Origin of the sequence: Flavobacterium sp. RSP15 (assembly GCF_003968755.1) — a bacterium.
Taxonomy (GTDB): Bacteria; Bacteroidota; Bacteroidia; order Flavobacteriales; family Flavobacteriaceae; genus Flavobacterium.
On sequence record NZ_RYDL01000016.1, the window covers coordinates 20,551 to 36,169 of the forward strand.

A 15,619-nucleotide genomic window follows, 5' to 3' on the forward strand; every position below is an offset into this window, starting at 1 on the left:
AATTTTATTGTCCTCTACCAAAAGTATTTTTTATATAATAATTTAGAATCATAGTTTGCTTTTGGTTTGGTTTCCTCTTGTAACGGTTGCTTACTTATTTTAAAGTCCGGCAGGAATGAAAATGTAGATCCTTCTCCTACAGTACTTTTTAGTTTAATTTGGCCACCCAGTATTTTAATTAATTTTTTTATAATAGTTAATCCTAGCCCCGTGACGCCATATTTTCGATTTACTTCTATGGAACTTTGGGAAAAATTGTCAAAAACACTTGCCAGTTTATCTTCGGGGATTCCAATTCCGGTATCAGTAATTTCATAATATAAAGTTGCATTTTCATTCTGCAAAGAGTGCAGTTTGGTAATTACGTGTACGGCTCCGTTTTGTGTAAATTTTAGCGCATTGTTGATTAAATTTCATTTGGGTTTTCTACCAATAACAAATGGGTAATTCCGTTGATGGTATTCAGAGGGGTTTAAAACTTGAAAATAAAGTCGCGCTCTTAGAGAACGTTTCTATGGCGTTATCAACCTCTTTTAAACCAAAATAAATTTTACCCAGATTATAATTCTGAAGTGCTTGATCTTCTATGTTTTTATTTCGAGTCGCATAAAGGATTGCTTTTTGAGTGTGTAGCAGTGCTTCTTTGTAATTATTAGTTTGAATGCTGGAGTTCTTTAAACTAGTGTAATATAAAATACTGTCCGTTTTCTCTGTAGATTGAGGAAGCAGTGAGGAGTAAAAAAAAATAATAAAAACAAAAAAATAATTCATTTGTAATTAAATTTTTTTGTAGTTATTTTCTGTCAATAGTATTAGGTCAATTATTCTGGATGAATAACCAATTTCATTATCATACCATCCAACTACTTTTACCATTTTATCAATAACCGAAGTGAGTTGAGCATCGAATATACAAGAATTTTTATTGCCAATGACATCAACTGAAACAATTGGGTCCTCGGTATAATCTAAAATACCTTTTAGAGTAGTTTGTGCAGCATTTTTGAAGGCGGCATTTATTTCTTGTATTGTCACTGTGCGCTTTACATTGAATGTGATGTCAGTCAAGGAGCCGTCAGGTACAGGTACCCGGATGCCGCAACCGCCAATTTTACCTTCAAACTCGGGAAATATTTTTGTCAACGCTTTTGCAGCACCTGTTGTCGTGGGTACAATAGATTGACTTGCTCCTCTGGCGCGACGTAAGTCTTTATGTGGTTGGTCGTGCAGACTCTGGTCTGTGGTGTACGAGTGAATCGTAGTAATGTAGGCTTGTTCTATACCGCAAAGGTCATTGATTACTTTGATCATTGGAGCGGCATTATTGGTAGTACAGCTGGCATTTGATATAATGGTTTCCGTTCCGTCAAGTATACAGTCATTGACACCTAAAACGACTGTTTTGATAGTGTCTACTTCTGATGGTGCGGAAAGGATTACTTTTTTAGCCCCAGCCAAGATATGGGCATTCAGCGCTTCAAAAGTCTTGTATTTACCTGTGGATTCGATTACGTAATCAATGTCTACACTTTTCCAGTCCAGATTGGAAATGGTTTTTTCATGGAAAAACAAAAAATGATTTCCGTCTATCAGAATTCCTTTTTCATCATCGCTGACCGTAAAGGGTAACACTCCGTGAATACTATCATATTTCACTAAATGGGCCATCGTTTTCTTGTCGGCAATATCATTTATGGCAACAACTTCTATTGAGGGATGGTTTAAAAGTAATCGGAATAAATTCCGGCCGATTCTTCCAAAACCATTTATGGCTATTCTAGTTTTCAAATGGATTCATTTATTCGTTTATTCGTTTATTTGGTTAACCGATTAAACAAATAAACGAAGAAACTATTTATAATATATGTTTTTGTGCTTTGTAAGAGGACCGAACTAATGGTCCACTTTCTACATGACGGAACCCTAGTTCTAAACCAAATTTCTCGTATACTGCAAATTGATCGGGTGTTATGAATTCTTTTACCGGCAAATGTTTTTTGCTGGGTTGTAAGTACTGGCCTATTGTAACAATATCCACATTGGCTTCCCGTAAGTCCCGCATGGTTTGAAAAACTTCGGCTTCTTGCTCGCCCAGACCTAGCATAATACCTGATTTTGTTCTCTTAATTCCTTTTTCTTTCAAATAGCGTAATACGGCTAAACTTCGGTCGTATTTTGCCTGAATGCGGACTTCACGGGTTAATCGGCGTACTGTTTCCACGTTATGCGAAACTACTTCAGGATTGGCTTCTACGATACGGTCAATATTTCTTTCGATACCTTGAAAATCAGGAATCAGCGTTTCCAGTGTTATATTGGGGTTCATTCTTCGAATGGCTTTTACGGTTTCTATCCAAATGATTGAGCCGCCATCTTTCAAGTCATCTCTGTCAACGCTGGTAATCACGGCGTGTTTGATATTCATGATTTTGATAGAACGCGCTACCTTCTCGGGCTCATCCCAATCTACGGTTTCGGGTCTTCCTGTTTTTACCCCGCAAAAACCACAAGAGCGCGTACAAGTGTTTCCCAGAATCATAAAAGTTGCTGTTCCTTCACCCCAGCATTCACCCATATTAGGGCAACTTCCGGAGGCACAAATTGTATTTAAGCTATATTTGTCCACTAAGCCACGAAGCTCAGTGTATTTTTTTCCTATTGGGAGTTTTACCTTCAACCATTTTGGCTTTGCAGTTGGTAAAGTATTTTCTAAAACTATTTCCATATTTAAATTTTCAAAGTACAAAGATAAGGAATAGAGTTTATTTGTAGATTCGTTTCGTTGTTTATTTGAATAAAGAGATACGGATACTTTGGCAGTACTATAGTCGCTTTTCTTAGGAAGTAGTCGTTCTGATTTTCGGAATATCCATGCTTTTTGCTATGTTTCTCGAAATGGTGGCAAGGGATGCCACTGCCATCAGAGCTCAATTAGATAAAGGTACAATCGTAAAAAAAATCAGGTATAAAAAAGCTTCAAAATGAATGGAATATTTTTTTATTTAATTCATCTGTACCGAAGAAAAGGATGTACTTGTGGTGGCGGTTGCCATACCTTTAGTTGGTGTAATTGTTGCGGATGTGTAATCAGTGGTTTTAAGAATATCCGGACTTGCCAGTGGCGCCTGTACAATAACAGGATGTACTAACTGGTCGTTTAGAATTGGTATTGCTGTGGTTTGTTTTTGTATTTCAGATAACACTTGTGTAGGTGTTTCTACAAGCTGGCTTTGTAGAATATCAGTTAATTGAACTGTGGTATTTGTAAATTCAGAAATGGTAATTACAAGGCCGTTTTGAGGATTGAAATAACTAATAATCAATGGAACGGCGACAACTGCCACCGAGAACAATAATCCCATAAATAGTGCCGTTAATGAAGTTTTGGCACTTTCCTGGCGCAACTGATACGCGCCATACTCTTTGTTTTTGTCTTGAAAAATAAGGTTGATCCAACTGGTTTGGTAAAGGCTTAATTTTGACATAATTCATAGATTTAATGGTTAAGTAGCAGTTAAATCACAAGTGAAGGATGTTTTTATTTATAACACATAAAACAAGATTACTATTTTATAAATCTAGCATTTATTTTTTTATTACAGTAAGTTTATGTGTGTTTATTTAACTTAAATAGTACTTAATACTCATAAATAGTGTTTTTTTAATAGAGTTATTCATAATTAAAAACGCATCCAAGTCTATGGATGCATTTTGTGATTGGGTTTTGTTACTTTATAAATTGCATTTAGAAAGCATATTTGAATCCAATTTGTATTTGAAACGGATTTCCGGAAAGCGAAGGAAGTCCGGCATTATTAACTCTATAATTAAATTGCTGTCTGCTGCTGTCAAACCCGGGAACTGCTGCTGTTGTTCCGGATGCCGGTGTGCCTAAAGCATATAAGGACTGGCTTCCAAGGGATTTATTGACTCCCCATTCTTTATGTAATAAATTGGCAACATTAAAGATATCCGCTGTAAATTCTAAAAATTGTTTTTTGTATAAAGTAACTTTTTTACTGATTCGAATATCAACTAGTCCGTAAAATTCATTTATTCCTCCATTTCTTTCGGCTAATTTCCCAGAGTATTTGTTGATGTAGTTTTTTAAACTTTGACTTGCATTAGGATTGTCGAGTATGGTTTGCAAACCTGTTTTTATGTTTTGAGGGACAGTTGAGTTATTGATATCAAATATGTAGGCTAAATCATTTGATGCTGTCACAAAATCAGCATTTGTATTTCCTCCTGATAATAAACTGTATCGCGTACCGCCAATACCGGAATAACGTACACCAACACTGAAGCCATAAAATGTAGGCAAGGTCCCGTAAAATACTACTTTATGGCGGAAGTGATTATCAGAATAACTCATTTTACTCAAATCTCTGGGGTCATCTTCAACCGGTAAAACTAAAGTTGCCGTATTGGCTACATTTCCATTAAAAGAAGTATTGTCTTTTGTATCATTCAAGGTATAACTGGCGGATATTTCACCGTCTTTAAAGTAACGGTATGTTGCATCCACCACCAATGCAAATTGATTGACTTTACCTTCGCTGTTTAATTCTAACACACGTCCTAGTGTATTACTGATACGGCCTTTCGTCCAGTCTCCGGCTCCATTTGCAGGTATTGAACTGGCCGGAACATAGACGCCACGATTTCCTTCATTAGCCAAAGTGAAAAATGGATTTGCAACCATATTTCTATCAACATATACATAGTTATTGCGGCCCAAAGTTGCATAACCTGCTATGCCAGCTTTTAATTTCTCAGTAAAAAAATGGGAATACGAAACATTAGCTTTATAGACGACAGGGACTTTAGCATCTGATCCCGTAAAATTGATAGTAGGCAATTGGAACGCATCTAAAGTTGGAATACTTGCATAATTATTTCGATAATCAATGAAATTTGGCATCGGAACATTAGGCGATCGAACATCTACTGTAGCCGTATGATTTCCGTCAAAATATAAATTATTGATGATTGCATAGTTGTTTAAATCAGAAGCGAAAATTCCGCCTCCTATGCGGACATAGTCCTTGTGGTTTTCATTTACATCCCAAGACAATTGCACTCTGGGTTGAAGAATAGCCGACTGGAGCTTGTTGTCCGTACGAATGCCCAGTTCATCAAAAACCAATTGATTAAAGGTGGCTGTTGGATATGCAGCATAATCAAATCTTAATCCTAAAGTCATGTCTAATCCTAATGCTATTTTGGTTTGTAACTGACCATATATTCCTGCGTTTAATATATTTGAGGTTACCGTAGGGTCGCTTACTAAGGGTACTTCTCTGTAATAGCGATATGGCGTTTGGTTTTCAAAATTAGCAATGCTATTAAAATGGAAACGTCCATTTACCTCGCTGCCATATAACGATTTTGAATTGGTGTGCATTAAATCAAATCCAAAAGTATATTTAACTTTATCCGTGTTAAAGTATAAATTATCTACAATTTGAAACACATTATTAGAGAATTTTTCTTGTGCAAATCGATGCCCGCCAATTTGGATATTAGTCGTTCTCACCGCTCCGTTAATTGTTGAAGCAACGTTTTCTACAATGGCGCGAGGTATATTGTATGAAGGCAGCTGGTCGCCGGGACTGCTGTCCTGAAAAGTATACAAGTGTTGTACTTTCAACTCATTCGTAACTCTTGCATTTACTTTTGTTCGTAAAGACGCCAGAATACTATTGTCAATACTTAAGTCATCACCTGATGATTCAAATAAATTAATAGCAGTATTATCTTGTAGTCCCAATTTATTATTATCGTAAGTAAAATTATTGCGAACAGTCAATAAATTATTATTGTTTATTTGCCAGTCGATACGAGCAAAGGCCGCATCAGAATTTCGTTTTTTCTCAAAAGAACCATATTGTGGGGAACTGGAAACTCCATATTTATCTCTTGCTATTGCTACAAAATTGTCAAGTGTTGCTCTTGTGACATTAAAGCGTAATTCATCCTCTGGAGATTGAATATCAGCGATAATTAGAGGGCGCAAATCTTGTTGATGGTCCCAAGCAACAAAGAAGTGCAATTTGTCTTTAATGATTGGTCCACCAAGAGTGAAACCGTATTGTGTGGTAGAAAAATCATTCTGACGTCTGTTTCCTCTAATGTCATACGGACTAGAGAGCCAGTCTGCACGATTGTAGGCAAACATACTTCCGGTAAGATCATTTGTGCCGGATTTTGTTACGGCACTTACCGTCCCGCCGCCACTTCGGCCATAGCTCACATCGTATTGATTGGTAACTACCTTGAATTCTCGCACGGCTTCAATAGAGATGGAGTAGGGAGCACCGCTTCGGCTTGTTGTTGCCCCTGCTGAAGTTGGGTTTTTAGCATTCATACCATCCAACGTATAATTTGTAGAAGAGGCTAACTGTCCGGAAATATTACCACCTCTGCTCAAAGGCGATAAATCCATCAAACTTGTAAAGTTTCTACCATTTACGGGTAATGCATTAATAAGTGTTGCAGTTACCGCGGTGGCTGCGCCTAAGTTTCCTGTTTTGTTTTTTAAGCCTCTGCCTACTACTTCAACCACTTCAAGATTTTGTATTTCGTCCTGCATCAGTATTTCAATATTTATTAAATCACCCTGATTTAAAGAGTAGCCGGACCGTTGTTGCAGGCCATAACCTATCGCCGTAACGCTGATTGTGTATGGACCACCTAATGGGAGTTCTTTGAAAGTAAAAACCCCTTTAAAATTTGATAGCGAACTGGTTTGGAATCCGGTTGATTCATTTCTGATTTGGACCATTGCATCTTTAAGAGGTTCTGCATTTATTCCTGAAATACTTCCCGAGATCGAGGCCTGCGTGGTTTGGGCAAAATTTTCATGGCTAACAAAAATAGTCAGCACAATCGTAAATAAAAATAATTGGAGTTTTTTCATGAATATTTTTTTTGTTTTTTAATGCCGACAAAGGAATTGACTAATTGAAAATTAGCTGTTATTTTAACAATAACACTTGTGTGCTTTTGTGTTAATTAAAACTTAAAAATAAGGTTAAAAGAATCCTTTTCTTTAAGATATTGCTACCTGATTTATCGCTAAAGGCTACCATTTGCGCTGGTAAAATGTTTTTAACTTAATACTTTCTTAATAGTTGAAACTTTTATAGGAGTTATTTTTACCACTAAATTTTAAACAGAAATTATGAAATTCATGAAATTATTGCTAGCCTCCTTAGTAGTCTTGTTATTTTTAAATTGTACTCCAAATAAATTTGTTGTCTGTGGTCACAGAGGAGCCATGGGGCATGAAACCGAAAACACATTGGCATCAATAAAAAAAGGAATGGAATTAAAAGCGGATATGTTAGAAATAGATGTTTTCAAAATTAAAACGGGTGAAATGGTTGTTTTTCACGATGATGATTTAGATCGTATTACCAATGCTAAAGGAAAAATCGAAGACTACAGTTTTGATGACTTGAGAAAAGTGCTGGTTGCCGGAAAACATCAAATCCCAACCTTGCAAGAGGTGATTGAGACGATAGATAAAAAAGTGGTACTTAATATCGAATTGAAAGGTACAAATACCGCAACGGATACGTACAGAATAATTGAAGAATACAAGAAAAAAGGGTGGAGTAATAAGAATTTCTTTATTTCTAGTTTTCGAGTAGATGAATTGCAGACTATGCGGTCTTTAAGCAAGGAAATAACGATTGGTTTACTGGCGTATAAAGATCCCATTGCGAATATTATTAAAACAGCAAAAACACTTAGCGCACAAGCAATAAATCCGTATTATAAGACCTTAACGACTGAAAATGTAGCGATAATGAAAGCTAATAATTTCAAAATCTATCCTTGGACTGTGAATGAACCTATCGATATTAATAATTTACAAGCGCTTAAGGTGAACGGAATTATTACGGATTATCCGGAAAGAATCATAAGATAATTATACGATAAACACGGGTCTTTATAAGGTGATCTAAAGTTGTTTTTAGATCGCTTTTTATTTTGTACCGTATTGATGCGTTGCGGTTTGTGTGGTATTTACCTTCTACTCTTAATGATTTCTGCCAATAATTTCTTGGCACGAAGCAACTTAATTTTTACATTACTTAGGGGTTCATCAATCTTGTTTGCAATTTCCTGGTAACTCATTTCCTGAAAATAACGCAACTGTATCACCTCTTGATAATGGGGTTTCAATTCTTTAATGAATTGCAGTAATCGGGAAAGATTTTGTTCCGTTATCAATTCATCTTCCGCAGATGGAGTAGTGTCGGCAATATTGTAGGCTTGCTGGTCGTGTTCATCGGTAATTTCTACAAAAAGACTCGATTTTTTTTTCCGCAATAAATCGATATGAACGTTTTTTGCAATAGCAATAAGCCAGGTGTTGAACTGGAATTCCGTATTGTAAGTGGCTATTTTATCAAAAGCTTTCGAGAACGTCTCAATGGTGATATCTTCGGCATTGGTTTCGTTTTCGGTGCGTTTCAGCATAAAACCATATACTTCATTCCAGTAATGATTCAACAGAAAAGTGAAGGCAACTTGATCGCCTTGTTTTGCTTTTTCTATCTGTTCGTTTATTTCCAATGGACTGGTTTTGAGAATGTATTTGTTATAAAAATATTGATTTGAGTAAATAGCAATACCAATTCAATTATTGGATACCAATATACAACATCTTTTTCTTTTAATTTGCCTGCCGAAAATCCGATGACAATCCATGTTACAAGATACCGAAGCGCAATTAAACTAAGCACTAATATCCATTGGAATTGAAAAGACAGCAATACAATGGGCAATAAAATGAATAACAATTGCGAACAGTAAAACAGACCTAATTGTAATTTATCAAAAGGTTTGTAATAATTTGCAGTAGCCACATGTCGTCTTTTTTGAATCAGCCAGTCTTTGTAAGTTTTTTTTGGTCTGGAAAGCGTAATGCTTTCCGGCGTGAAAGCAATAGTGGTATTTCTAGCATTTGCCGCCTGGTTTACAAATAAATCATCGTCACCGGAACGAATTTGCATGTGATCAATAAAACCATTTACATTGAAAAACTCTTCTTTTTTATACGCTAAATTTCTTCCTACACCCATGTACGGATGTCCTGTTTTTGCCCAAGAAAAATATTGAATCGCGGTTAACAAAGTTTCAAAACGAATTATTTTATTCAGGAAAGAGTTGGCAATTTTTTCATATTTCCCATACCCCAACACGATAGTTTTTTGCATCGTAAATTGAGAACTCATGGCTGTTATCCAGTCCTTTGAAGTGGGATAACAATCCGCATCAGTGAATAATAAATACTCTTTTTTTGCGGCTTTTATTCCTAATGTCAACGCATATTTTTTGTTTCCCCAAAAGGCTTCGTTGTTTTGTACTTTTACCAAACGAATATTTGGATATTGTTTTTCAAAACCTTCAAAAACAGCCAGAGTAGCATCACTTGAGGCATCGTCAATCAAGACAATTTCAAAATCCAGATAGTTTTGTTCCGCTAGTAAAGGGATAAAATTTGCTACATTTTCTTCTTCGTTTTTGGCACAAACAATAACTGAAATGGGGATTCTTTTTGGTATTATTTTTTGGATTTTGGCGAAAGCAAATTTCCCAAAAATACCTAGATAATAAAAAATTTGAACCGCAAGAATAAAAATAAAAAAGTAAAGAATTAGTATAAGCATCTGAGTTTAATGAGTGTTTAAATCCCCGATCCCGAAGCTTCAGGACGGCAGGGTGCAAAGGTATGATAGAATTATGAATTGTAAATTATAAATTATGATTTTTAAAAGAATTTTTAGTAGGCATTTCTTCATCTCATTTGCAACTGCTATTGACTGAAAATATTTTGTTTTTTCTAACTCAGAAATGATGTTTTGATGGTTTTTTTCGTCTCTGTTATGAGATGATTTTTCTGTGACTTGAATTTCAGTTATTTCAATTTCAAAGGCGACAATACCGCGAGTTTGCATCATGGTTTTTTTTAGATAAATCTGCTATACGAATCGGGTTTTCAGAATTCTGTTCGTACTTATCGACCACTTTTTTTTAAGGATTCAATGATTGCCTCGCCTTCAAGAATTTTTATTTTTGTAGATTTCTAGAATTACATTTTAGGATTGGTTTTTTGAGAATTAGGAATAGGGATTAGTACAACGATTTTAAAATTTATTGGAGTAATGCCTAGCGCCTATATCACATTTACTTCGGCCTCAATATGGATGCCAAAAATTTTAAAAATAGTGTCCTGAATATCTTTAGAAACATTCAAAATTTCCTGTCCGGTTGCATGGCCATAATTCACTAAAACTAGCGCTTGATTTTTATGAATTCCGGCATCGCCAAAACGTTTTCCTTTGAAACCGGCCTGTTCTATCAGCCATCCAGCAGGAACTTTTACTTCAGTTTCTGAAATATCAAAATATTTCATTTCAGGAAATTTCTTGTAAATTTTTTCGAAATCGGATTTTAACAGAATCGGATTTTTAAAGAAACTGCCACTGTTTCCCAATGCTGCCGGGTCGGGTAATTTGCTTTGTCGAATGGTAATTACAGCATTGCTGACATCCTTTAAAGTAGGATTGGTGATGTTGTTTTTGGTTAATTCAGCCGAAATATCGCCGTAAGAAGTATTGATTTTATGGTTCTTTTTAGTCAATTTAAAAACAACTGATGTAATGATGTATTGGTTTTTTATTTCGTTTTTGAAAACACTTTCCCGGTAACCAAAATGACATTCGTCCTTTGTGAAAATTTTTATTTCCTGATTTGCTACCGTCATTGCTTCACAGGAAACAAAAGTATCTTTGATTTCAGTTCCGTAAGCACCAATGTTTTGGATCGGCGTAGTCCCTACATTTCCGGGAATTAGCGACATGTTTTCTAATCCTCCAAAATTTTGATCGATGGTCCAAAGCACAAATTCATGCCAGTTTTCGCCAGCCTGACTTCTGACCCACACAAAGTCTTCGTTTTCTTCAAGGATTTTTTTGCCTTTCAAATCGATATGAATCACAAGGGCATCAATGTCTTTTGTCAAAAGCATGTTGCTGCCTCCTCCTAAAATAAATTTTTGCTGCGTTTTATTTTCTTGTAAAATAGTTGTCAAATCCTGTATAGAATGAATGGCGACAAACTGTTTTGCTTTGGCTTCGATACCAAAGGTGTTGTATTTTTTTAAAGAGAAATTAGGTACTATTTCCATAAAAGAAAGGGCGTTTTGTGTTGTTGAATCCTGCACCAAAAGTAAGGATTAAAATTTAGTTGCATACGTTTTCATCCAGATATGCATCATAAACAACGGCATTATGTACGGCGTCATTCTGGTGTCGCCTTTTTGTAAATTCATTATCAGTTTCTGGATGTGAATATGTTCAAAATAAGGGATTTGAAACAGATCACTTTTTGCGAAAGACTCTAGTTCGTCTTTAAAGGCGGGACTCTTTGTGATATAATCGCCCCAAGGCGCACTCAAACCTACTTTTCTGAATTTCAGAATTTCATTTGGTAAACGTTCTTCCATTGCTTTTTTTAGAATGAATTTCCATTTTTTTCCTGAGAAGAGCCACTTGTCATCCAATGATCCGAGACCAACAACTAATCTTGGGTCCAAAAATGGTTCCCTGCATTCAATGGATGCGCCCATTGTACAGCGATCGTTCCTGTCCAGAAGTGAGCATAAATAGGTGTGTTGGTCAAAATAAAGGGCTTGTCTCCGCAAGTTATCTGGATACAAAGATTTTGCTTCTTTATAAATTTGTTTCCGGTATTCGTTTCCTGGAGGGGTATTGATTCCAAAAGTTTCCGCAATATCATTTGGATAAATAGTAGAGCCATTGTAGATAACTAAATCTGATTTTTTACTAATTTTAGCATAACGCATTAACTTCTCGTAGCGTGGTTTTTTTGTAAAAAAATCTAGATTTCCAATGGCTGCAATAGAATTCAATAATGAGGGATATTGGAGGGTTTTGTAGCGTACATAACCACCCATTAACTCATCAGCACCTTCGCCGGAAAGCAATACTTTTACAGAAGGGTTTGCCATTTGAGATACCGCGAAAAGGTGCGGTTCACTCAAATGCATGATGGGTTCATCCTGAAAATAAGTGGAACTTAGTAACTGATTATAAAGATTTTCATCCTCTAATTGCATGGTGTGAAATCCATAATTGAACTTCTCGGCCATCATTTTTGCCAGATGCGCTTCATTGTGTTCTTTCTCTTTGAAACCCATATTAAACGTCTGGATGCCGTTGTATTTCTGGTGGTGTAACGAGGCTAAAATAGAGGAGGAATCCAGTCCACCACTCAATAAAACACCTACAGGCACGTCGCTTACCATGCGCATTTTAACAGAATCATCAAAGGTTTCCCGAAACCATTCGACCGGATTTTTTATTTCAGGGTGGTTTCGAATTTCATTTTTTAGATTCCACCACTTTTCTGTAGTGGTTTTTCCGCCTTCCTCAATGGTCATGCTATGGCCAGGTAATACTTTTTTTATATTTTGGTACAGCGTGTTTTCTCCAGCTACAAATCGGTTAAAAACATATTCTTCCAGTCCGTCTTGTGCCATTTTTAGCGGAACTCCAGCGGTGAAAAGAGCTTTTTGTTCCGATGCAAAATAAAATGTTTCGTTATAAAAAGAATAATATAGCGGTTTAACGCCCATTCTGTCTCTTGCAAGAACCAGCTTTTTTTCTAATGTATCCCAAACAGCAAAAGCAAACATACCATTTAGACGGTGGAGCATTTTTAAACCATACAATTGAAATAATTTCATTAAAACCTCCGTGTCTGAGGTCGTTCTGATATCAAATCCATTACTTTTTAACTCTGGATAAAATTCTTTGTAGTTATAAATTTCGCCATTATAAATGAGTACATATCTTCCGTCTTCGGATAGGAAAGGCTGGTGTCCAGCTACTGAAACATCCAAGATTGAAAGTCTTCGGTGTCCAAAACCAATATTATTTGCTAAAAACAATCCTTTGTCATCTGGGCCGCGATGTTCCAGAGAATCCCGCATATTAGTAAGAACGCGTTCGTTTACTTTTTTCTGAGATTGTAAATGCAAGATTCCATTAATTCCACACATAATTAATTGGATTGATTTTGGTTGATTAATTCGTGGTATTTATGGGCAATAATCTTCATGTTAATACTATAATCAGCATTTTTTTCAACAATTTTTCTGTTCATAGAAACAGCTTCGTTTCGGTATTTATCGTTTTCAAATGCCCAAATTAATTCTTCGGCAAGTTTATTGTAATCATCTACGGGGACTAATTGACCGTTTTTTTGGTGCTCGATCCAGCTTTTATTTCCAGGAATAGCACTTACAATTGGATAACAATTAGTTGCCATTGCTTCAAATAAGGATGCAGAAACGCCTTCCGTAATAGGCATACTGATGTAGATATTAGATTCTTGCAATAGTTTTGGTAATGCTGTATTTGCAACCCTTCCGGTAAAATTGACTTTATTCTCGATGTTTAATTTTTTTGCTAACTCTTTTAATTTAAAGAGTTGGGTTCCGTCTCCTAAAATAATAAGTACGAAATCTATCCCTTTTTGGTTCAAAATAGCAAACGATTTTAAAATAATGTCATGTCGGTATTCCGGTAGCAAAGAACGCGTCACGATGGCGCATATTTTTTCTGGATTGGCAGTGTTTTGATTGCCAAATTGTACCAAATCAATACCCTTTGGTAATACTAAAACCTTGGTCATGTCAACTTTTGCTTCCAGCATCGAAATAGTCATCACCGGTCCCCAAGCATGAATTAAATCGGCTTTTTTGAAAGCGTAATGCTGAATTATTTTTTTTAACGGAAGTGAGATAGAGTTTTCAGGCCACAAATCTGTTCTGCCTTGTTGTGCGATTGCAACTGGTTTTACTCCGGATAATGCAGCTAGAAAGCCGTAACTGGTGGTTCGTTCCGCAATTACCATATCCGGTTTTTGGAATTGAATAAGTTTTTTGATTTTGAAAATAGCAAATTTAAATTCGAAAATCCGTAGTATTCGGTTCTTAAAACTATCGCTGGGCGTTTTCAATTCCCATGTGATAATTTCGAAATCACCAAATTCCTTGAGTCCATTCATCCAGGTGATGGCATCGGCTCTGTAGGATTCTCCAAGAAAAAGTATTTTCTTTTTTTTCATCGCAATTATTCCGACGTTAAGGCGCGATTGATGAAATCGTTCAGTGGTTTTAACACAATCAGTTTTTGACTCATTACGGCAACAAAATCTTTTTTGGCAGCTGCCGAAAAATCAATTTTCTGTGAAGACTCAAAACTCTTTAGTTTTAATAATTCAATAGCCGGATGTTCTTTTTCGTACCCTCGTGGCGGGTTTTTCAGAGTATTTTTTTCATTACGATCAAAGTCGTTAAATTCTTTTTTGAAATCTTTCTTCTCAAGAATAGCTTCAAGATCCTCATGAAAAAATGCTATTTCTTTGCGCATTTTTTTTAAATCATCGGATTCCGGGCAGTACAATCCGCCGGCAATAAAACTCGCTCCTTTTTCCAGATGAATGTAATAGCCGGAACGATTCAGCCCTTTGGCACCAGACGAAAGCCAGATTCCCAAATGCGATTTGTAAGGCGTTTTGTCCTTAGAAAACCGAATGTCGCGATTGATTCTGAACGTACAATTTTTGACTTCTAGCATTTCCAGCGATGGATCCAAAGGTTTCATCGCGTCCAGTAAATCCCCAACTAGTTGTTGGTAGTCTTTCTTGAGCCTTTCGTAGCGTTTTTTGTTTTCCAGAAACCAATCCCGATTATTATTGGCTTTTAAATCATCAAGAAATTGTAGTGTTTCTTTTGAAAGCATCTTGTACTATTGTATTTGTTTTCTTAATTCTTCTTCGCTAATGAAACCGGATTTTATCCATTTTACTGCTGCTTTTTCATACAATAATAGAGTAGGAAGTTCACTGATTTTCATTTCGGTCATTAAGGTTTTATTTTTGTCGGCATCCAATCGTATAATGGTTACGCTATCTGCTAGTTCAGTTTGCATTTTTGTGATGTAGGGCGTCATTTTTTTGCATGGCGCACACCATTCCGCATAAAAACTAACCAATACTTTTTTATCAGAGTCTACTGATTTATTGTAGTCCTGCAAAGTCATTCCAGTGATTTTGTTGCTTGGTTTAGACAGTCCTGCAGCGTCCCATTTTAATATTCCGCCTTGTAATTGATAAACATTTGTAAAGCCAAGTTCTTCTAGTTTTGCAACGGCACTTTGACTTCTTCCGCCGCTTTTACAGTACACGAAAACAGGTTTTGTTTTGTCCAGTTTTTCGGTTCCAGCAACAAAGCTGTCTCCTAGCCAATCTACATTGACGGACTTGTCGATATGATCTGACGAAAATTCCGCAGGCGTTCGTACATCCAAAATTTGCGGGTTTGGAGTTGCTGCGATTATTTCTGCAAAGGCTTTTGAATCAATATTTTTGATTTCTTTAGAATTTTGCCCGTTGCACGATAAAACAACAAAGCCAATGATTGCCTGGAATATCGAATGAAATTTCATTGTAATCGAGTTTAAAATTGAAGATGCTAAATTAGGTATTTTTTGAATTTTTAGATCTTATAAAG

14 protein-coding genes are annotated in these 15,619 nt (G+C 36.0%); 1 reads left to right on the forward strand and 13 read right to left on the reverse strand.

Annotation, left to right across the window (positions count from 1 at the left end; all coding sequences use genetic code 11):
* Nucleotides 1-14: 14 nt before the first annotated feature.
* The 6 genes from EKM00_RS15015 to EKM00_RS13255 all read right to left on the reverse strand — a co-directional run bounded on the left by EKM00_RS15015 (nucleotide 15) and on the right by EKM00_RS13255 (nucleotide 6,922).
* Entirely contained in the window at nucleotides 15-407 is a 393-nt protein-coding gene (locus tag EKM00_RS15015; protein ID WP_370453941.1) for an ATP-binding protein, read from the reverse strand.
* Between the two features lie 55 nt (nucleotides 408-462).
* Nucleotides 463-771: a hypothetical protein gene (locus EKM00_RS13235; RefSeq protein WP_126516502.1), complete on the reverse strand. Its 309-nt coding sequence runs from the start codon at nucleotides 769-771 to the stop codon at nucleotides 463-465.
* A 6-nt stretch (nucleotides 772-777) separates the two neighbouring features.
* Nucleotides 778-1,788, reverse strand: a complete 1,011-nt coding sequence (gene gap / locus EKM00_RS13240; protein WP_126516503.1) for a type I glyceraldehyde-3-phosphate dehydrogenase — start codon at nucleotides 1,786-1,788, stop codon at nucleotides 778-780.
* Between the two features lie 67 nt (nucleotides 1,789-1,855).
* The gene (gene lipA / locus EKM00_RS13245; RefSeq protein WP_126453603.1) at nucleotides 1,856-2,725 is read right to left on the reverse strand and encodes a lipoyl synthase; all 870 of its coding nucleotides are present in this window, start codon (nucleotides 2,723-2,725) and stop codon (nucleotides 1,856-1,858) included.
* Nucleotides 2,726-3,002: 277 nt separating this feature from the next.
* On the reverse strand, nucleotides 3,003-3,485 hold the full coding sequence (locus tag EKM00_RS13250; RefSeq protein ID WP_126516504.1) for a hypothetical protein: 483 nt from the start codon (nucleotides 3,483-3,485) through the stop codon (nucleotides 3,003-3,005).
* Between the two features lie 260 nt (nucleotides 3,486-3,745).
* Entirely contained in the window at nucleotides 3,746-6,922 is a 3,177-nt protein-coding gene (locus EKM00_RS13255; protein ID WP_126453607.1) for a TonB-dependent receptor, read from the reverse strand.
* Between the two features lie 264 nt (nucleotides 6,923-7,186).
* Here EKM00_RS13255 and EKM00_RS13260 point away from each other — a divergent pair, with 264 nt between their 5' ends.
* The gene (locus EKM00_RS13260; RefSeq protein ID WP_199734703.1) at nucleotides 7,187-7,939 is read left to right on the forward strand and encodes a glycerophosphodiester phosphodiesterase; all 753 of its coding nucleotides are present in this window, start codon (nucleotides 7,187-7,189) and stop codon (nucleotides 7,937-7,939) included.
* A gap of 98 nt (nucleotides 7,940-8,037) precedes the next feature.
* Here the strand turns inward: EKM00_RS13260 and EKM00_RS13265 are convergent, their stop codons facing one another.
* From EKM00_RS13265 to EKM00_RS13300, 7 genes are all read right to left on the reverse strand, one after another.
* Entirely contained in the window at nucleotides 8,038-8,589 is a 552-nt protein-coding gene (locus EKM00_RS13265; protein WP_126516505.1) for an RNA polymerase sigma factor, read from the reverse strand.
* On the reverse strand, nucleotides 8,580-9,686 hold the full coding sequence (locus EKM00_RS13270) for a glycosyltransferase (protein WP_126516506.1): 1,107 nt from the start codon (nucleotides 9,684-9,686) through the stop codon (nucleotides 8,580-8,582). The genes EKM00_RS13265 and EKM00_RS13270 overlap by 10 nt, the downstream gene beginning before the upstream one ends.
* Before the next feature lie 506 nt (nucleotides 9,687-10,192).
* Nucleotides 10,193-11,206 (reverse strand): UDP-N-acetylmuramate dehydrogenase, encoded by a 1,014-nt coding sequence (gene murB, locus EKM00_RS13280; RefSeq protein ID WP_126516507.1) that lies wholly within the window; start codon nucleotides 11,204-11,206, stop codon nucleotides 10,193-10,195.
* 48 nt (nucleotides 11,207-11,254) lie between these two features.
* Nucleotides 11,255-13,102 (reverse strand): asparagine synthase (glutamine-hydrolyzing), encoded by a 1,848-nt coding sequence (asnB, locus tag EKM00_RS13285; protein WP_126516508.1) that lies wholly within the window; start codon nucleotides 13,100-13,102, stop codon nucleotides 11,255-11,257.
* 2 nt (nucleotides 13,103-13,104) lie between these two features.
* Nucleotides 13,105-14,172: a glycosyltransferase gene (locus EKM00_RS13290; RefSeq protein ID WP_126516509.1), complete on the reverse strand. Its 1,068-nt coding sequence runs from the start codon at nucleotides 14,170-14,172 to the stop codon at nucleotides 13,105-13,107.
* 5 nt (nucleotides 14,173-14,177) lie between these two features.
* A complete protein-coding gene (locus EKM00_RS13295; protein WP_126516510.1) occupies nucleotides 14,178-14,849 on the reverse strand; it encodes a DUF2461 domain-containing protein in 672 nt (223 codons plus the stop codon).
* A gap of 6 nt (nucleotides 14,850-14,855) precedes the next feature.
* On the reverse strand, nucleotides 14,856-15,554 hold the full coding sequence (locus tag EKM00_RS13300; RefSeq protein WP_126453623.1) for a thioredoxin domain-containing protein: 699 nt from the start codon (nucleotides 15,552-15,554) through the stop codon (nucleotides 14,856-14,858).
* Nucleotides 15,555-15,619 lie beyond the last annotated feature (65 nt).

What these genes read in the sequence shown, in the direction of transcription:
- EKM00_RS13235 (WP_126516502.1), bottom strand. Translation starts at nt 771, where the DNA reads ATGAATTATTTTTTTGTTTTTATTATTTTTTTTTACTCCTCACTGCTT.
- lipA (WP_126453603.1), bottom strand. Translation starts at nt 2,725, where the DNA reads ATGGAAATAGTTTTAGAAAATACTTTACCAACTGCAAAGCCAAAATGG.
- EKM00_RS13250 (WP_126516504.1), bottom strand. Translation starts at nt 3,485, where the DNA reads ATGTCAAAATTAAGCCTTTACCAAACCAGTTGGATCAACCTTATTTTT.
- EKM00_RS13255 (WP_126453607.1), bottom strand. Translation starts at nt 6,922, where the DNA reads ATGAAAAAACTCCAATTATTTTTATTTACGATTGTGCTGACTATTTTT.
- EKM00_RS13260 (WP_199734703.1), top strand. Translation starts at nt 7,187, where the DNA reads ATGAAATTCATGAAATTATTGCTAGCCTCCTTAGTAGTCTTGTTATTT.
- EKM00_RS13270 (WP_126516506.1), bottom strand. Translation starts at nt 9,686, where the DNA reads ATGCTTATACTAATTCTTTACTTTTTTATTTTTATTCTTGCGGTTCAA.
- murB (WP_126516507.1), bottom strand. Translation starts at nt 11,206, where the DNA reads ATGGAAATAGTACCTAATTTCTCTTTAAAAAAATACAACACCTTTGGT.
- asnB (WP_126516508.1), bottom strand. Translation starts at nt 13,102, where the DNA reads ATGTGTGGAATTAATGGAATCTTGCATTTACAATCTCAGAAAAAAGTA.
- EKM00_RS13290 (WP_126516509.1), bottom strand. Translation starts at nt 14,172, where the DNA reads ATGAAAAAAAAGAAAATACTTTTTCTTGGAGAATCCTACAGAGCCGAT.
- EKM00_RS13295 (WP_126516510.1), bottom strand. Translation starts at nt 14,849, where the DNA reads ATGCTTTCAAAAGAAACACTACAATTTCTTGATGATTTAAAAGCCAAT.
- EKM00_RS13300 (WP_126453623.1), bottom strand. Translation starts at nt 15,554, where the DNA reads ATGAAATTTCATTCGATATTCCAGGCAATCATTGGCTTTGTTGTTTTA.